This is a genomic window from Dyella sp. 2RAB6 (assembly GCF_052115385.1).
GTDB lineage: Bacteria > Pseudomonadota > Gammaproteobacteria > Xanthomonadales > Rhodanobacteraceae > Dyella_D.
Genome location: NZ_JBFRGP010000014.1, coordinates 50,518 through 67,119, shown reverse-complemented (window position 1 = coordinate 67,119; position 16,602 = coordinate 50,518). Strand labels below are relative to the sequence as shown.

Below are 16,602 nucleotides of genomic sequence, written 5' to 3'. Positions count from 1 at the left end.
ACGGAACATCGGGATACCAGGATCGGCGGCTGGCGCACAGGGCGATGCCCGGGTCGCCGATACGGGGATCAAAGAAGCTGCTTTCTGCGGCTGCTAGCCGCTGACTTGTTCCGCCGCCGTACGCGAGCCTTCGCGCAGCAGCAGCTGGTAGGCGGGATTGGCGCTCTCGTCGCGGCAGGGGTAGCCCAACTGCGCCAGGAACTGCTGGAACATCGCGCGCTCGCCGGCCGGCACCTGGATGCCGACCAGGATGCGGCCATAGTCCGCGCCGTGGTTGCGGTAGTGGAACAGGCTGATATTCCAGTCCGGGTGCATATGCCCGAGGAAGCGGGTCAGCGCGCCCGGACGCTCGGGGAATTCGAAGCGGTACAGCAGCTCGTCGCGCGCCAGCGGCGAGCGGCCGCCGATCATGTGGCGCAGGTGCAGCTTGGCCAGTTCGTCGTCGGTGAGATCGAGCACGCCGAAGCCTTCCGCGGCGAAAGCAGCGGTAAGCGCCTCGCGCTCGTCGCGCTGGCGGATCTGGATGCCGACGAAGATGTGCGCGCTGGCCGCGTCGCCGATGCGGTAGTTGAACTCGGTGATCGAACGCTGGCCGAGCGTGGCGCAGAAGCGGCGGAAGCTGCCGCGTTCTTCCGGGATGGTGACGGCGAACACCGCCTCGCGCTGCTCGCCCACTTCGGCGCGCTCGGCGACGAAGCGCAGGCGGTCGAAGTTGAGGTTGGCGCCGGAGACGATGGCGACCAGGGTGGCGTCGTCCAATGCGTGCGCGGCGGCGTATTGCTTGAGGCCGGCCAGGGCGAGCGCACCGGAAGGCTCCGGCACGCAGCGGGTTTCCTGGAACACATCGCGGATCGCGGCGCAGATCGCGTCGGTGTCGACACGCAGCATCGCATCCACGTGGCGTTGGCATAGCGCAAACGTTTCGGCGCCCACGCGCTTGACCGCGGTGCCGTCGGCGAACAGGCCCACTTCGTCCAGCGTCACGCGTTCGCCGCATTCGAGCGAGCGCGCCATCGCGTCCGAATCAACCGTCTGCACGCCGATCACTTTCACTTCCGGGCGCAGCGCCTTGATATACGCCGCCACGCCGGCGAGCAGGCCGCCGCCGCCCACCGGCACGAACACGGCATGCAGCGGGCCGGGGTGCTGGCGCAGGATCTCCATGCCCACGGTAGCCTGGCCGGCGATCACCGCGGGGTCGTCGAAGGGATGCACGAAGCTGTAGCCGTGCTGCTGTTCGAGCCGCGCGGCCTCGGCCTGCGCATCGCTATAGGAATCGCCGGCCAGCACCACCTCGACCCAGGCGCCGCCGAGGCGGCGTACCGCATCGATCTTCACCTGCGGCGCGGTCACCGGCATCACGATGGTGGCGCGCAGGCCGAGCTTCGCCGCGGCCAGCGCCACGCCCTGCGCATGGTTGCCGGCCGAGGCGGCGATCACGCCGCGTGCGCGTTGCGCGGCGTCGAGCGCCACCATCTTGTTGTAGGCGCCGCGCAGCTTGAAGGAGAACACCGGCTGCTGGTCTTCGCGCTTGAGCAGCACGCGCTGGCCGAGGCGGGCGGACAACAACGGCGCGGCGTCAAGCGCGGACTCGCGTGCCACCTCGTACACCCGCGCGGCCAGCGTGCGGCGCAGCAGGTCGTGGTCCGCATCGTCCGCCGATGGCGGGGCAGCGGCCACTGCGTTCACTGCAGCGCTTCCGCGGCGGGATGGCTGACCTCGATCACATCCACCAGCTTGCGCGTCTGCTTGATCAGCTGGTCCACCGCCTCGTCGGCGCCGTGCATCACCAGGGTGAGCTGCGAGACCGCCGGGTCCTGCGTGGCGGCTACGGTGAGCGAATCGATATTGAAGCCGCGCGCGGAAAACAGTCCGGCCACGCGCACCAGCGCGCCGGCCTCGTTCTGCAACAGGATGGAAAGCGTGTGTTTCATGAGTGTCTCTTCAGAACATGTCGCTGGCGGCGCCGTCGGCCTGCACCGACTGGCGCGAGGCGATGTGGTCGCCGGTGATCATCTGCGCGTAGGTGGCGCCGGGGCCGACCATCGGATACACGCCGGCATCCGGGTCGATCATCACTTCCAGGAAGGCCGGGCCCGGGTGGGCGAGGAAGTCGGCGATGGTGGCGGCCAGTTCTTCCTTGCGCTCCAGCCGGCGTGCCCACTCGAAGCCGTCGGCCTGCGCGGCCTTGATGAAGTCCTTGCGGTGCAGGCTTTTGTCGGAGGAAGCAAAGCGGCCGCGGAAGAACAGCTTCTGCCACTGCCGCACCATGCCGTCGCCGATATTGTTGAGCACGACGACCTTTACCGGCAGGCCGTAGGTGGTGACGGTTTCCAGCTCGCCCAGGTTCATGCGGATGCTGGCGTCGCCGTCGATATCGATCACCACCGCGCCGGGCCGCGCGAACTGCGCGCCGATCGCCGCGGGCAGGCCGAAACCCATGGTGCCCATCGAGCCGGAGCTGAGCCAATGGCGCGGCTCGCGGAAATCGAAATACTGCGCCGCCCACATCTGGTGCTGGCCGACGCCGGTGCTGATCACCGCGCGGCCCTGGGTGTGGCGGTTGATCTCTTGGATCACGGCGTAAGGCTGGATCAGCGGGCTGGCGCGGTCGTAGTCCAGCGCGTGCACGCGTTTCAGTTCCGCCACGTGGGCATGCCACGGGGCGTAGCGTTCGGACAGCTTGTCGCGCCAGCCATGCTGTTCGCCCCACTCGCGCAATTGCGCCAGCGTGCGCGACAGGTCGCCGGTGTGATGCCAGTCGACGGTCTTGACCTTGCCGATCTCGGCCGGGTCGATGTCGATCTGCGCGATGAACTTCGCCTGCGGTGCGAACTTGTCCGGCACGCCGGCCACGCGGTCGTCGAAGCGCGCGCCCAGCGTGAACAGGAAATCGCAATCCTCCACCGCGTAGTTGGCATAGGCCGTACCGTGCATGCCCAGCATGTGCAGGGCCAGCGGCTCGGTGGTGTCGTAAGCGCCCAGGCCCATCAGGGTGGTGGTGACGGGCAGGCCGTAGTCGGCGACGAAGGCGCGCAGCGCTTCGGACGCGCCAGAGGCGATGGTGCCGCCGCCGGCATAGATCAGCGGACGCTTCGCTTGCGCCAGCGCTTCGAAGAACGCCGCGCATTGCGCATCGTCCAGCACGGACTGCTCCAGCCGCTGCAGCCGCGCGCGATAGCCGGGCATCGGCAGCAGGCCCTCGCCATGGAACGGCAGCAAGGTGTTCTGGATGTCCTTGGGAATATCGATAACGACCGGACCCGGCCGGCCGCTGCGTGCGATTTCGAACGCGGTGCGCAGGGTGGCTTCGAGTTTCTCCGCGTCGGTGACCAGGAACACGTGCTTGGCGCAGGCGCTCATGATGTTGGCGATCGGCGCTTCCTGGAACGCGTCGGAACCGATCGCGGTGGTCGGCACCTGGCCGCACAGCACCACCATCGGGATGGAATCGGACATCGAGTCGCGCACCGGCGTGACCATGTTGGTCGCGCCGGGGCCGGAGGTGACGATTGCGACGCCCACCTTGCCCGACGCGCGCGCATAACCGGCGGCCATGAAGCCGGCGCCCTGTTCGTTGGCGGGCACGATCAGCGGCATCGGTTCGCCGCCGCTCGGTCCGATATGCGTGGCGTTGTAGCGGAACACGGCGTCGTACACCGGCAGGATGGCGCCGCCGGAGTAGCCGAACAGCACGTCCACGCCCTCGTCGGCCAGAACCTGTACCACCACCTCGGCACCGCTCATGCGCAGCGCGTTGAGGGGATGGGTGGCGTCGTCGGCGTGCGTGGCGTCGGCGATGTCCGGCAGCAGGGCATTCATGGTGTCGCGAATCCTCAAGAAAAAAGAAAGCCCCTCGCCGTGGTGGCGAGGGGCGGGGTGGATCAGCCGGTTTTCTTCAGCGGTTCGGCGGCGGGCTTGGCCGCGGCGGCGCCGGCCTGCAACCAGGACATGCGTGCACGTAGCTTGGCGCCGACCTGTTCGATCGGATGCTCCAGGTCCGCCTGCTTGAAGCGCTTGTAGTTGGGCAGGCCGGCCTGGTACTCGGCGATCCAGTTGCGCGCGAAGGTGCCGTCCTGGATGTCGGTCAGCACATCTTTCATGCGCGCCTTGGTGCCGGCGTCGATCACCCGCGGGCCGCTGACGTAGTCGCCGTACTGCGCCGTCTCGGAGACGAATTCCAGCATGCGCGCGATGCCGCCTTCGTAGAACAGGTCCACGATCAGCTTCAGCTCGTGCAGCACTTCGTAGTAGGCGATCTCCGGCTGGTAGCCGGCTTCCACCAGGGTCTCGAAACCGGCCTGCACCAGCGAGCTGGCGCCGCCGCACAGCACGGCCTGTTCGCCGAACAGATCGGTCTCGGTCTCTTCCTTGAAGTCGGTCTTGATCAGCAGGGCGCGGCCGCCGCCGATGCCGTCGGCATACGCCTTGGCCCTGGCTTCGGCCAGGCCGGTGACGTCCTGGTGGATCGCCCAGATGCTGGGCACGCCGCGGCCGATCTCGTACTCGCGGCGCACCAGCGCGCCCGGGCCCTTCGGCGCGACCAGGATCACGTCGATGTCCTCGCGCGGAGCGATCTGCTTGAAGTGCACGTTGAAGCCATGCGCGAACAGCAGCGCTGCACCAGCCTTGATGTTCGGCTCGATCGCTTCCTTGTACAGCGTAGGCTGCACCATGTCGGGGGTCAGCACGGCGACCAGGTCGGCGCCGCGCACGGCGTCGCCGGGTTCGGCCACCTTGAAGCCTTCGCTGGTGGCGCGCTCCCACGAGGGACCGTCCTTGCGCAGGCCGACCACGACGTCGAGGCCGGAGTCGCGCAGGTTGAGGGCGTGCGCGCGGCCCTGGCTGCCGTAGCCGAGCACGGCGATGCGGGCGTTGGCCAGCGACGGGTTGGAAGTGGTGCTGCTCATGCGGTGACTCCTTCGGTAGCGGTGACTTGGATGTGTTTGGGGGTGGAGACAGCGGTATCGGGATGGGTATTGGCGCCGTCGGAGGCGGAGCCGACCAGGCGCGCGTACTTGGCCAGCGCGCCGCTGGTGACCTTGGGTGCGGGGGCGGTCCAGTGCTTGCGGCGTTCGGCGAGGTCGGCGTCGGTCTCGATGGCACGCAGGCCGGCATCGATGCGGATGCGGTCGCCGTCGCGCAGCAGTGCGATCGGGCCGCCGCGCACCGCTTCCGGCGCCATGTGACCGACCATGAAACCGTGGGTGGCGCCGGAGAAGCGGCCATCGGTGATCAGTGCGACGTCGTCGCCCAGGCCGCGGCCGATCAGTGCGGCGGTGACGCCGAGCATCTCGCGCATGCCGGGGCCGCCGGCGGGGCCTTCGTTGCGGATCACGATCACATCGCCCTTGGCGATGCGACCCTGCTGCACGGCGGCGAAGGCCAGTTCCTCACTTTCGAACACGCGGGCGTTGCCTTCGAAATGCGTGGCGCCCTTGCCGGCGAGCTTCAAGATGCAGCCTTCCGGCGCCAGATTGCCGTACAGGATCGAATAACCGCCGCGCGGCTTCAGCGGCTGGCCGACCGGCAGGATCACGTCCTGCGTTTCGGCACGCGGTGCCGCCGCGGCTTCCTCGAACAGGCTGCGGCCGGTGACGGTGGGCGCGTCTTCCAGCATGTCGGCGGCGATCAGTTCCTGCGCCACGCGCGCGGCGCCGCCGGCGCCGAACATCTCCACCGCGGTGTAGCGGCCACCGGGCAGCAGGTCGGCGATCACCGGAGTGTGCCTGGAGGCCGGCTCGAAATCTTCCAGCGTCCACGGCGCGCCGGCTTCGCGCGCGATCGCCAGCAGGTGCAGCACCGCATTGGTGGAGCCGGCGGTGGCGGCGACCATGCGTGCGGCGTTGCGCAGCGAGGTGCGGTTGATCAAGGCGCGCGGCGAGCGCTGCTCGCGCAGGCATTCCATCACCAGCTCGCCGCAGCGGCGTGCGGCGGCGGCCTTGGCCGGATGGGTGGCGGGAATATCGTTGAAGCCCATCGGCGACAGGCCCAGCGTGGTCAGCACCATGGCCATGGTGTTGGCGGTGAACTGGCCGCCGCAGGCGCCGGCGCCGGGGCAGGCGTCGCGTTCGACCGCGGCCAGTTCGGCGTCGTCGATCTTGCCCGCGCCATGCGCGCCGACCGCTTCGAACACCTGCTGGATGGTGATCGGATGCTGGTCGTGCGTGCCGTGCGCGATGGTGCCGCCGTACAGCGCCACCGCCGGGATATCCAGGCGCGCCATCGCCATCGCGGCGGCGGGGATGGTCTTGTCGCAGCCGCACAGCACCACCATCGCGTCCAGGCAATGGCCGTCCACGGCCAGCTCGATGGAATCGGTGATCACCTCGCGGCTGATCAGCGAGGCGCGCATGCCGGGCGTGCCCATGGCGATGCCGTCGGTCACGGCGATCGTGTTGAATTCCACCGGCGTGCCGCCGGCGGCGCGGATGCCCTCGGCCACATGCTCGGCCAGCTCGCGCAGGTTGAGGTTGCAGGGGCTGACGTTGGACCAGGTATGCACCACCGCCACCAGCGGCTTGGCGATGGCGCCGTCGTCCAGCCCGGTGGCACGCAGCATGGCGCGCGCGGGGGCGCGGTCGGCGCCGGTCTTGATGAGGTCACTGCGCATGGAAAGACAAACTCCGGGTTGCCGAATAACGGGTGGTGGAACATCGATCGGTGCGTTGGGTTGCTCCCCCTGCGCGCAGGGGCACGCGGGACAGGGCGCGGGGAGTGGCGTTCACCCGGGGCGGGGTGAGCGACGCCCTCATATCCCGCTGCGCGCAGGGAGAAGCAGGCGGCACGGAGGTCGCGCGGGCAGGCGTCAGCCGCACGCGCGCGCTCCGCTGAAAAAGGCTTCCGAGTTGGCTACGTGTTCGTCCAGCGCGGCGATGACCGCGACGCGGATCTCCGCGGTGCCGGCATCGCCGCCGATATCGCGGCTGCGCGGGCCGTGCTGCAGCACGTGCTCCACCGCGGCTTCTACCGCGCCGGCCTCTTCTTCCAGGCCCAGCGAGTGGCGCAACAGCATGGCGGTGGACAGGATCGCGCCGACCGGATTGGCCACGCCCTTGCCGGCGATGTCCGGCGCGGAACCATGGATCGGCTCGTACAGTCCGCGCGCGCCTTCGCCCAGCGAGGCGGAGGGCAGCAGGCCGAGCGAGCCGGCCAGGGCGGCGGCTTCGTCGGTGAGGATGTCGCCGAACAGGTTCTCGGTGACCACCACGTCGTAGCTGGCCGGCTGGGTCAGCAGCAGCATCGCCATCGAATCGACCAGCTGGTGTTCCAGCTTCACGTCCGGGTATTCCGCGGCAACGCGCTGCACCGTGCTGCGCCACAGGCGCGAGGTTTCCAGCACGTTGGCCTTGTCCACCGAGGTGACCTTGTGGCGGCGGCCGCGCGCCAGTTCGAAGGCGCGGCGCACCACGCGCTCGACTTCGGCCACGGTGTACTTGCACTCGTCGGTGGCGGTGTCGACGGTGCGCGTCTTGGCGCCGAAGTAGGCGCCGCCGGTGAGTTCGCGCACGAACAGCACGTCGACGTTGCGCAGCCGGTCGTCCTTCAGCGGCGACAGCGCGGTCAAGGCCGGATGCACCTGCAGCGGACGCAGGTTGGCGTACACGCCCAGCGCTGCGCGCAACGCCAGCAGGCCCTGTTCCGGACGCACCGGCGCCGAAGGATCGGACCACTTCGGCCCGCCCACCGCACCCAGCAGCACCGCATCGGCGGACTGGCACGCAGCCAGCGCGGCGGCCGGCAGCGGCTCGCCGGTCGCGTCGATGGCGCAGCCGCCGATCAGGTGTTCTTCGTACTCGAACGTGTGCTCGAAATGAGCGGCGACGGCGTCCAGCACGGCGACGGCGGCGGCGGTGACTTCCGGACCGACGCCATCGCCGGGCAGGGTGACGATGCGGGCTTTCATGCGGCTTGCTCCAGATGCTGTTCGTAGTGGGCGATGGCGTCGGCGTGCTGCAGCAGGTAGCCGAGCTGGTCGACCCCGTTGAGCAGGCAATGGCGGGCAAAGGGTTCGAGCTGGAACGGGATGCGGCCGCCGTCGGGCAGGGCGATGTACTGGCCTTCCACGTCGATGGTCAGCTCGGTGCCGGGATGGGTCAGCAGCCAGTGGTGCTCGGCTTCGGACACCACGATCGCCAGCAGGCCGTTCTTCAGCGCGTTGTTGCGGAAGATGTCGGCGATCTCGCTGCACAGCACCGCATGAATACCGTAGTCCAGCAACGCCCACGGCGCGTGCTCGCGCGAGGAGCCGCAGCCGAAGTTGCGGCCGGCGACCAGGATCGCGCAGCCCTTGGCCTGCGACTGGTTGAGCGGGAAGGCCGGGTTGTCGCTGCCGTCCGGCAGGTAGCGCCAGTCGTTGAAGCACAGCTTGCCCAGGCCCGCGCGCTCGGTAGTGGTGAGGAAGCGCGCGGGGATGATGCGGTCGGTGTCGATGTTCTCGTCGGCCAGCACGGCGGTACGGGAATGGAGGCGGGTGACGGGTTTCATGCGGCGGCGGCCTCGTTGATGTACTCGCGCGGATCGGCGATCGAACCGGCCAGCGCGGAAGCGGCGGCGGTGGCGGGGCTGGCCAGCACGGTGCGGGCGCCCTTGCCCTGGCGGCCTTCGAAGTTGCGGTTGGAAGTGCTGACCACCAGCTGGCCCGGCTGTGCCAGGTCGCCGTTCATGGCGATGCACATCGAGCAGCCCGGCACGCGCCACTCGGCGCCGGCCGCGGTGAACACCTGATGCAAGCCTTCGCGCTCGGCATCGCGGCGCACCGCTTCGGAGCCCGGCACCACCAGCATGCGCACGCCGTCGGCGATGCGGCGGCCGCGCAGGATCTCGGCCGCTTCGCGCAGGTCGGACAGGCGCGAGTTGGTACAGCTGCCGATGAAGACGACATCCACCGGCATGCCCTGCATCGGCTTGCCGGGCTGGGCGCGCATGTAGTCCAGCGCGCGGGTTTCCTGTGCGGTGCGCGCGGCCGGCACCGGCAGGTCCATGGCGATCGCCATGCCTGGATGGGTGCCGTAGGTGACGGTGGGCTTCACCTTGCCGGCGTCGATGCGCACTTCGCGGTCGTAGCTGGCGCCGCTGTCGGTGCGCAGCGCGCGCCACGTGGCGACGGCGGCATCCCATGCGGCGCCCTGCGGCACGCGCGGGCGGCCCTTCAGCCAGGCGAAGGTGGTGTCGTCCGGAGCGATCAGGCCCGCGCGGGCGCCGGCCTCGATCGACATGTTGCACACGGTCATGCGCTCGTCCATCGACAGCGCCTCGATGGCGTCGCCGCGGTATTCGATGACGTGGCCGGTGCCGCCGTCGACGCCGATCTCGCCGATGATGTGCAGGATCAGGTCTTTCGCGCCGACGCCCTTGGGCAGCTGGCCGTCGACGTGGATCGCCAGCGTCTTGGGCTTGCGCTGCAGCAGGCACTGGGTGGCCATCACGTGGCCGACCTCGGTGGTGCCGATGCCGAACGCCAGCGCGCCGAACGCACCGTGGGTGGAGGTGTGGCTGTCGCCGCAGACGATGGTCATGCCCGGCTGGGTGGCGCCCAGCTCCGGGCCGATCACGTGCACGATGCCGCGCTCGCTGCTGTCCCAGCCGTGCAGCTCGACGCCGAACTCGCGGCAGTTCGCTTCCAGCTGCGCGACCTGGGCTTTCGCTTCTTCGTTCGCGTAAGGGCGCTCGCCCTTGTCGTTGGCGGGCAGGGTGGGCGTGGAGTGGTCCAGCGTGGCCAGGGCGCGGTCGGGGCGGCGCAGCTTCAGGCCGCGCTCGCGCAGTTCACTGAAGGCCTGCGGCGAGGTGACTTCGTGCACCAGGTGCAAGTCGATGTAGAGGATCGCGGGGGTGTCGGCGGTTTCAGCGGCGACGACGTGCGCGTCCCAGAGTTTTTCGAACAGAGTGCGCGTGCTCATGCGGCTACCTGCTCGGTGGCCTGCGTGTGCACTGGCGTCAGCCAGCCCCAGCGATCGTCGGTCCGGCCGTCGAACAGGCCGAAGAAGGCATCCTGCAATGCACGGGTGATCGGACCGGGGCGGCCACTGCCGACCGGCTTGCGGTCGACCGAACGCACCGGGGTGATCTCGGCGGCGGTGCCGGTCATGAACACTTCGTCGGCGGTGTACAGCGCTTCGCGCGGCAGGTCGCGCTCCTCGACCTTGATGCCGAGGTCTTCGGCCAGGGTCATCACCGTGTCGCGGGTGATGCCGGCCAGGATGCCGGCGCTGGTCGGCGGGGTCAGCAGCTTGCCGTTCTTGACCACGAACACGTTTTCGCCGGCGCCTTCGCTCAGCAGGCCGTTGTGGCCGAGCGCGATGCCTTCGGCGTAGCCGCCGCGGCGCGCTTCCAGGCCGATCAGCTGGCTGCTCAGGTAATTGCCGCCGGCCTTGGCCCAGCTCGGCACGGTATTCGGCGCCGGACGCTGCCACGAGGACACGCACACGTCGGCGCCCTGCTCGCGCGCATCGCCCAGGTAGGCGCCCCATTCCATCGCCATGATCGCCACGTCCACCGGTGCGCCGGGCTTGGCCAGCACGCCCAGGCCGCCGGCGCCGCGGAACACGATGGGACGCACGTAGGCCGAGCCCATGCGGTTGGCGCGGATCACTTCCATGCAGGCGGCGTTGATCTCGTCTTCGCTGTAGCCGATCTCGATCTCGTACACGCGCGCCGACTCGAACAGGCGCCGCGTGTGGTCGCCAAGGCGGAAGTAGGCCGGGCCCTGCGGGGTGGCGTACACGCGCTCGCCTTCGAACACGGAGGAGCCGTAGTGCAGCGCGTGGGTGCTGACGTGGACCGTGGCTTCGGTCCACGGCTTGATCTGGCCGTTGTGCCAGAGAAAGGGCGTGGTCATGCGGTGGCTCCTTGGACTTGCGGTTGCGCGGCGGCGGACGGGGCGGCCTGCCGCTCGATGCGGTTGACGATGGAAAGCGCGGCCAGTGCGGTGGCCTCGACGATGTCGGTGCTGACGCCGTTGCCGCGCCAGTCGCGGGTGGCGTGGCGCGCGGTGAGCTGGGCCTGGCCCTGGGCGTCGCCGCCTTCGCTGACGGCGCGCACCTGGAACTGGGTCAGTTCCAGGTCGGTGCCGGTGGCGCGCTCGATCGCGCGCAGCACGGCGTCGACCGGGCCGTCGCCGATGGCGGCTTCGCCGATCTCGCGGCCGTCGTCGTGGGCCAGCCGCACCGAGGCGGACGCGCTGCCGCCCAGGTGCGAGGAGGTGTTCAACTGCACGATGCGCCACGGACCGGTGGCATCCGGATCCTGGCCCAGCGCCAGCGCTTCCAGGTCTTCGTCGTGGATCTCACGCTTCTTGTCGGCCAGCGCCTTGAAGCGCGCGAAGATGCCGTCCATCGCGGTCTCTTCCGGGCTATGGCCCAGCGCCTGCAGGCGCGCACGCAGCGCGTGGCGGCCGGAATGCTTGCCCAGCACCAGCTTGGTCTCGCCCATGCCGACGTCCTGCGGACGCATGATTTCGTAGGTGCCGCGGTGCTTGAGCATGCCGTGCTGGTGGATGCCCGATTCATGCGCGAAGGCGTTGTCGCCGACGATCGCCTTGTTGCGCGGCACGGCCTGGCCGGTGAGCTGGGTCAGCAGGCGCGAGGTCTGCACCAGGCGGCGCGCGTCGATGCGCGAATCCACGCCGAAGTAGGGGCCGCGCACGCGCAGCGCCATCACCACTTCTTCCAGCGAGGCATTGCCGGCGCGCTCGCCGATGCCGTTGATGGTGCATTCGACCTGCCGCGCGCCCGCGCTCACCGCGGCGAGGCTGTTGGCGACGGCCATCCCTAAGTCGTCGTGGCAGTGCGAGGAGAACACCACCCGCTCGGCGCCCTTCACGTGCTTGCGCAGGTAGGCGAAGCGCTCGGCGATCTCGGCCGGCGTGACGTAGCCCACCGTGTCCGGCGCATTCAGCGTGGTGGCGCCGGCGGCGACGGCAGCGCTGAACACTTCGGCCAGGTAGTCCGGCTCGGTGCGCATGGCGTCCTCGGCGGAGAACTCGACCTCGTGGCACAGCGCGCGGGCGCGCTCGACGGCGGCGATGGCGGTGTCGATCACCTGCTGCTTGCTCATGCCCAGCTTGTGCTCGCGATGCAGCGGGCTGGTCGACAGGAACACGTGGATGCGCGAATGCTGCGCGGCTTCCAGCGCGCGGCCGGCGCTGTCGATATCCGCCGCCTGGCAGCGCGCCAGCGCGCAGACGGTGGAGTGGCGCACGGCCTTGGCGATCTCGGCGACGGCGGCGAAGTCGTCCGGCGATGCCTGCGGAAAGCCCGCCTCCATCACGTCGACGCCGAGCGCTTCGAGCGCATGGGCCATGCGCAGCTTGGCGCGGCGGTCCATGCCGAAGCCGGGCGCCTGTTCGCCATCGCGCAGGGTGGTGTCGAAGATGCGCACGCGGTCGTCGGCTACTACGCCGTCCTCGCTGCTGTCGTTGCTGTGCTGGGTCTGGTGGTTCATGTCGGCTCCGCTGCTGGCGCGTGGCCGAGGGCAACAAAAAACCCCGCATCCTGTTCGGGTGCGGGGTTCTTTGGGGTATTCAGGTCAGTTTTGCTTTACCTGGAACACACGCCCTCAGCCCGCACCTCCGTTGGTAATAAGGAGTACGAGTACAAGGGCAAGAAGGAGGTTGCCGCGCAGCCGCAGCAGGCCGTGAACCGCTGGAGGGCGGGTCCTTTCGGCGATGCTGGCGGTGGTGTTGCGTTGCGACATGTCATCGACCCTAACGGGGGCTGTCAGGGCGTGTCAACAGTTTCTTCTGTAATGATCGAAAAAAGTTTGCTCGATCACATTTGGACGTCCAGATGGCTGGATGCGATGAGGACGCGATTATTCGTGGTGATTTCGTGGAGCCTCGTGCATCGAGGAAAAGCCTGGAAATCAGACCATTCCTATTGATGGCATCGAAGGTCGACAAGTAAGTCGACGCATTTCAGCGCTTTGCACGGACTGGTACGCGGCGTCGCATGCGCGACCATGCAGCGGCGTACGGAGTCATTCGGGGCCAGCTTTGGCATGGGCAAAAAGCGGATGCGGCGGGGCACAAAAACGGACCAGGGCGTCGACCGCAGCGCAGGGGTGAACCGTCAGCCAGAGCCGACGGCCGCACCGTTCACCAGAACCAAGCTTGGAGTTCGCCCATAAGTTCACCTCCGAAGTTTGCCTGGACATTCACCCTAGCCGGCGCGCCTGCACTGGCGCGGCCCCGTCCAGCAACCAGGCTTTCAGCCCCTGGTCGCTGGCTTGCAGCGCTTCGGCGTGCGCCGGCCGGCCGAGCATGGCGGCCAGTGCGGGCGGGGTGGGCACGCTGTGTCCGATCAGCGGTTCGATCACGCTTTCGAACTTGGCCGGGTGCGCGGTGGACACCACGGCCCAGTCGTCCTGGCGTTCGCGCCGATCGAGCCGGTGCATGGCGGTGGCCGTGTGCGGGCAGAACACTTCGCCGTGCGCCGCGTGCCTGAGCACGGTGGCGCGGATGGCGGCGTCGTCCACGCTATGGGAAGCAAGCTGGCCACGCAGGTCTTCGTCGTAGGGGAAGGTCCAGCGCAGCCGCTCGAAGTTGCTCGGCGCGCCGACATCCATCGCATTGGCCAGGGTGGCGACCGCGGCGCGCGGCGCGTAGGCGGCGCCGGCGAAGTAGTCCGGCAGTGTCTGGTTGGCATTGCAGGCCAGCTCGATCGCGCCGACCGGCAGCCCGATCTCGCGCACCCACACCGCGGCCAGCGCGTTGCCCAGGTTGCCGGTGGGCACGATGAAATTGAGCGGGCGGCCATGCTCGCGCCACCAGCGCAGCGAGGCGTGCGCGTAGTACGCCATCTGCGGCAGCAGGCGGCCGAGGCTGATGCTGTTGGCGGACGACAGCGGACGCTGCGCCTGCAGCGCCGCGTCGTTGAGCGCGGCCTTGACCATGCGCTGGCAGTCGTCGAAGCGACCCGCCACGCGCAGCGCGCGCACGTTGTCGCCGAAGCAGCCGAGCTGGTGCGCCTGGCGCGGCGAGACCAGTCCGTCCGGATAGAGGATCACCACCTCGACGCCGGGCTGGCCATGGAACGCGGCCGCCACCGCGGCGCCGGTGTCGCCCGAGGTGGCGACCAGGATGGTCAGCGGCGGCTCGCCGGCCTGACGCAGGCGGCGGAAGCAGCTGGCCAGGAAGCGCGCGCCGAAATCCTTGAATGCGGCGCTGGGGCCGTGGAACAGCTCCAGCATTGCCGCGCCCGGGTACTGCGGCAGCGGGCGCAGCGGCGCGTCGAACGAGAACGCCTCGGCGCAGATCGCCGGCAGTTCCGCCGCCAGCGCATGGCCGGCGAAGAACGGACGCAGCAAGCGCGCGGCGGTGTCGGCCAGGCTGCCGTCGGCATCGAAATCGCCTGGCTTGAGGCTGGGCAGCGCCTCCGGCACATACAGTCCGCCATCCGGCGCGAGCCCGGCGGCGATCGCCTCGCCGATGCCTGCGCCTTCCGCGGCGCCGCGCGTGCTGTGATAGAGCAGCGGTTCACTCATGCCTTGCGCTCCACATCGATCAAGGTGGCGGCCGGCCCGGCGATGGGCGAGACCAAGAGGTCGCTGTCCAGGCCGGCGTCGGCGAAAGCCGCGGCCATCGCGGCGGCGGCGGCCTGGGCTTGTTCGCGGCGTTCGAACCAGCCGAACACGCTGGGGCCGGCGCCGGAGATGCTGGCGCCCATCGCGCCATGATCCATCGCCGCCTGCTTCACCCGCGCGAAACCCGGAATCAGCGGCGCGCGGCGCGGTTCCACCAGCACGTCGTCGAGGCCTTCGCGCACCAGCGCCGCATCGCCCTGCCAGCAGCCGGCCAGGGTCAGCGAGAGATTGGCGCTCTGCGCCACGAATTCGCCCAGCTGATACGCCCCGGCCAGCGCGGCGCGCGCCTTGCGCGTCTCCAGCACCATATGCGGATGGACCAGGGCGCAATGCCAGGCGTCCGGCACCGGCACGCGCACCAGCCGGTCGCGCGTGGCCAGCACCAGGCCGCCGAGCAGCATCGGGCCGACGTTGTCGCCGTGGCGGCCGCCGCTGGCCACCGCCTCGCCTTCGAGCGCGAAGCCGTACAGCGATTCCATCGGCAGCGGGCGTTCCAGCAGCGCGTTGGCGGCGACCAGCGCGGCCACGCAGGACGAAGCCGAGCCGCCCATGCCGGAACCCAGCGCGATGCCTTTGTGCAGCACCAGCTCGAAGCCGTGGCGCAGTCCCAGCGCCTTGCGCAGCGCCATCAGCGCCATGCCGGCGGTGTTCTGCGCGGGGTCCAGCGGCAGGTCGGTGACGCAGCCTTCGATGGCGGCGATGCGCACCACCGGTTCGTCGATGCGGCGCACCTGGGCGCGGTCGCCGGCGCCGGCCAGGCTGTGGCCGAGGATGTCGAAGCCGATGCCGACGTTGCCGACACTGGCCGGCGCGTGGGCCTGGGCGGAAAGAGCGCGTTGGGGTGAGCGGGCCATCGGTTCCGGGGATTGGGCAAGTTGAGCGTTCATGCGCGCGCCTCCAGCGACTCGGCGATGCGCAGCAGGTCGCCGAACACGCCCGCGGCCGTCACTTCCGGCCCGGCGCCCGGTCCCTGCACCAGCAGCGGATTATCGTGGTATCGGCGCGTGGTGAATTGCACCACGTTGTCGGTCAGGCGCGTGTGCGCAAAAGGGTGGGCGGCGGGCAGCACGGCCAGCTTCACGCTGGCGCGGCCGTCGCGGTCCAGGCTGGCCACATGGCGCAGCACGCCGCCTTCGGCGCGGGCGATGGCCAGTTGCGCGGCCATCGGCGCGTCCAGCTCGTGCAGGCGGGCCATGAAGGCGTCGGCGTCCAGCGCGGCCAGTTCGGCCGGCACCAGGCTCTGTACGTTCACGTCGTCCAGCGACAGCGCCCAGCCGGCTTCGCGGGCGAGGATCACCAGCTTGCGCGCCACATCCAGGCCGGACAGGTCGTCGCGCGGATCGGGCTCGGTATAGCCCAGCGCGTGCGCCTCGCGCACCAGCGCGGAGAACGGGCGGCCGCCGTCGTGGCGGTTGCACAGCCACGCCAGCGTGCCGGAGAACATGCCGTCGACGGCGAGCAGCTCGTCGCCGGTATCGAGCAGGTCGCGCAGCGTCTGCACCACCGGCAGGCCGGCGCAGACGGTGGCTTCGTAGCGGAAGCGCGCGCCTGCATGGCTGGCCGCGCGAATCGACTGCCAGCGCTCCAGCGGGCCGCTGCCGGCGAGCTTGTTCGGGGTGACCACGTGCACGCCGTCGGCCAGCCAGCCGGCGTAGTGCGCGGCCACCTCGTCGTTGGCGCTGCAGTCGATCAGCATGGCGTGGCGGCCGTCGTCGCCCAGCACGTGGCGCGCGAACTGGCGCAGGTCGGCAGGGCGCCAGGTCTGGGCGCGGTCGCAGCGGCGGTTGAGGTCGGGGTCGTCGCTGTCCAGCCACATGCGCTTGCTGGCGGCCACGCCGCACAGCTTCAGTTCCAGGCCGGCTTCGGACAAACGAGTCTGCGCCGCACGCAGTTGGGTGAGCAGGGCGCTGCCGACACGACCGGGGCCGATCAGACCCACGGCCAGCATGCGGCGGCGTGGAGTGGTCGTCGGCAGCGCCCTGGCAAGCACGGCGTGTTTGGGATGTTCCAATTGGGGGGCGA

At 69.6% G+C, this 16,602-nt stretch carries 14 protein-coding genes; 1 reads left to right on the top strand and 13 read right to left on the bottom strand.

The genetic code is table 11. The features are described from left to right. Positions 1-93 precede the first annotated feature (93 nt). From ilvA to AB4083_RS17510, 10 genes are all read right to left on the bottom strand, one after another. On the bottom strand, positions 94-1,689 hold the full coding sequence (gene ilvA / locus AB4083_RS17555) for a threonine ammonia-lyase, biosynthetic (protein ID WP_441609478.1): 1,596 nt from the start codon (positions 1,687-1,689) through the stop codon (positions 94-96). Then, the gene (ilvN, locus tag AB4083_RS17550; protein ID WP_026633363.1) at positions 1,686-1,934 is read right to left on the bottom strand and encodes an acetolactate synthase small subunit; all 249 of its coding nucleotides are present in this window, start codon (positions 1,932-1,934) and stop codon (positions 1,686-1,688) included. The genes ilvA and ilvN overlap by 4 nt, the downstream gene beginning before the upstream one ends. Before the next feature lie 10 nt (positions 1,935-1,944). Further along, positions 1,945-3,822, bottom strand: coding sequence for a biosynthetic-type acetolactate synthase large subunit (ilvB, locus tag AB4083_RS17545; protein WP_441609475.1), 1,878 nt, complete (start codon positions 3,820-3,822; stop codon positions 1,945-1,947). Positions 3,823-3,884: 62 nt separating this feature from the next. Then, positions 3,885-4,910 (bottom strand): ketol-acid reductoisomerase, encoded by a 1,026-nt coding sequence (gene ilvC, locus AB4083_RS17540; protein WP_441609474.1) that lies wholly within the window; start codon positions 4,908-4,910, stop codon positions 3,885-3,887. Beyond that, complete coding sequence (ilvD, locus tag AB4083_RS17535) at positions 4,907-6,613, bottom strand: dihydroxy-acid dehydratase (RefSeq protein ID WP_441609472.1); 1,707 nt, start codon at positions 6,611-6,613, stop codon at positions 4,907-4,909. Before ilvD ends, ilvC begins: the two co-directional genes overlap by 4 nt. 195 nt (positions 6,614-6,808) lie before the next feature. After that, on the bottom strand, positions 6,809-7,906 hold the full coding sequence (leuB, locus tag AB4083_RS17530; protein ID WP_441609470.1) for a 3-isopropylmalate dehydrogenase: 1,098 nt from the start codon (positions 7,904-7,906) through the stop codon (positions 6,809-6,811). Beyond that, entirely contained in the window at positions 7,903-8,487 is a 585-nt protein-coding gene (leuD, locus tag AB4083_RS17525; protein ID WP_441609468.1) for a 3-isopropylmalate dehydratase small subunit, read from the bottom strand. Before leuD ends, leuB begins: the two co-directional genes overlap by 4 nt. Then, the gene (gene leuC, locus AB4083_RS17520; protein ID WP_441609467.1) at positions 8,484-9,899 is read right to left on the bottom strand and encodes a 3-isopropylmalate dehydratase large subunit; all 1,416 of its coding nucleotides are present in this window, start codon (positions 9,897-9,899) and stop codon (positions 8,484-8,486) included. Before leuC ends, leuD begins: the two co-directional genes overlap by 4 nt. Then, on the bottom strand, positions 9,896-10,837 hold the full coding sequence (locus tag AB4083_RS17515; RefSeq protein WP_441609465.1) for a branched-chain amino acid transaminase: 942 nt from the start codon (positions 10,835-10,837) through the stop codon (positions 9,896-9,898). Before AB4083_RS17515 ends, leuC begins: the two co-directional genes overlap by 4 nt. Beyond that, positions 10,834-12,441, bottom strand: a complete 1,608-nt coding sequence (locus tag AB4083_RS17510) for a 2-isopropylmalate synthase (protein ID WP_441609463.1) — start codon at positions 12,439-12,441, stop codon at positions 10,834-10,836. Before AB4083_RS17510 ends, AB4083_RS17515 begins: the two co-directional genes overlap by 4 nt. A 90-nt stretch (positions 12,442-12,531) precedes the next feature. Here AB4083_RS17510 and AB4083_RS17505 point away from each other — a divergent pair, with 90 nt between their 5' ends. Further along, positions 12,532-12,879, top strand: coding sequence for a hypothetical protein (locus tag AB4083_RS17505; protein ID WP_441609461.1), 348 nt, complete (start codon positions 12,532-12,534; stop codon positions 12,877-12,879). A 273-nt stretch (positions 12,880-13,152) separates the two neighbouring features. Here AB4083_RS17505 and thrC read toward each other — a convergent pair whose 3' ends face one another. The 3 genes from thrC to AB4083_RS17490 are packed head-to-tail and all read right to left on the bottom strand — an operon-like array spanning position 13,153 to position 16,528. Next, positions 13,153-14,481 carry a threonine synthase gene (gene thrC, locus AB4083_RS17500; RefSeq protein WP_441609459.1) on the bottom strand — a complete coding sequence of 443 codons (1,329 nt, stop codon included), beginning with the start codon at positions 14,479-14,481 and terminating at the stop codon, positions 13,153-13,155. Continuing rightward, entirely contained in the window at positions 14,478-15,467 is a 990-nt protein-coding gene (locus tag AB4083_RS17495) for a homoserine kinase (protein ID WP_441609457.1), read from the bottom strand. Before AB4083_RS17495 ends, thrC begins: the two co-directional genes overlap by 4 nt. After that, complete coding sequence (locus tag AB4083_RS17490) at positions 15,464-16,528, bottom strand: homoserine dehydrogenase (protein WP_441609567.1); 1,065 nt, start codon at positions 16,526-16,528, stop codon at positions 15,464-15,466. The genes AB4083_RS17495 and AB4083_RS17490 overlap by 4 nt, the downstream gene beginning before the upstream one ends. Positions 16,529-16,602: the final 74 nt, after the last annotated feature.

Coding starts and splice junctions, on each gene's coding strand:
- ilvC (WP_441609474.1), bottom strand. CDS start 4,910: ATGAGCAGCACCACTTCCAACCCGTCGCTGGCCAACGCCCGCATCGCC.
- AB4083_RS17490 (WP_441609567.1), bottom strand. CDS start 16,528: ATGCTGGCCGTGGGTCTGATCGGCCCCGGTCGTGTCGGCAGCGCCCTG.
- AB4083_RS17495 (WP_441609457.1), bottom strand. CDS start 15,467: ATGAACGCTCAACTTGCCCAATCCCCGGAACCGATGGCCCGCTCACCC.
- leuC (WP_441609467.1), bottom strand. CDS start 9,899: ATGAGCACGCGCACTCTGTTCGAAAAACTCTGGGACGCGCACGTCGTC.
- leuD (WP_441609468.1), bottom strand. CDS start 8,487: ATGAAACCCGTCACCCGCCTCCATTCCCGTACCGCCGTGCTGGCCGAC.
- ilvN (WP_026633363.1), bottom strand. CDS start 1,934: ATGAAACACACGCTTTCCATCCTGTTGCAGAACGAGGCCGGCGCGCTG.
- leuB (WP_441609470.1), bottom strand. CDS start 7,906: ATGAAAGCCCGCATCGTCACCCTGCCCGGCGATGGCGTCGGTCCGGAA.
- ilvB (WP_441609475.1), bottom strand. CDS start 3,822: ATGAATGCCCTGCTGCCGGACATCGCCGACGCCACGCACGCCGACGAC.
- thrC (WP_441609459.1), bottom strand. CDS start 14,481: ATGAGTGAACCGCTGCTCTATCACAGCACGCGCGGCGCCGCGGAAGGC.
- AB4083_RS17510 (WP_441609463.1), bottom strand. CDS start 12,441: ATGAACCACCAGACCCAGCACAGCAACGACAGCAGCGAGGACGGCGTA.
- AB4083_RS17515 (WP_441609465.1), bottom strand. CDS start 10,837: ATGACCACGCCCTTTCTCTGGCACAACGGCCAGATCAAGCCGTGGACC.
- ilvD (WP_441609472.1), bottom strand. CDS start 6,613: ATGCGCAGTGACCTCATCAAGACCGGCGCCGACCGCGCCCCCGCGCGC.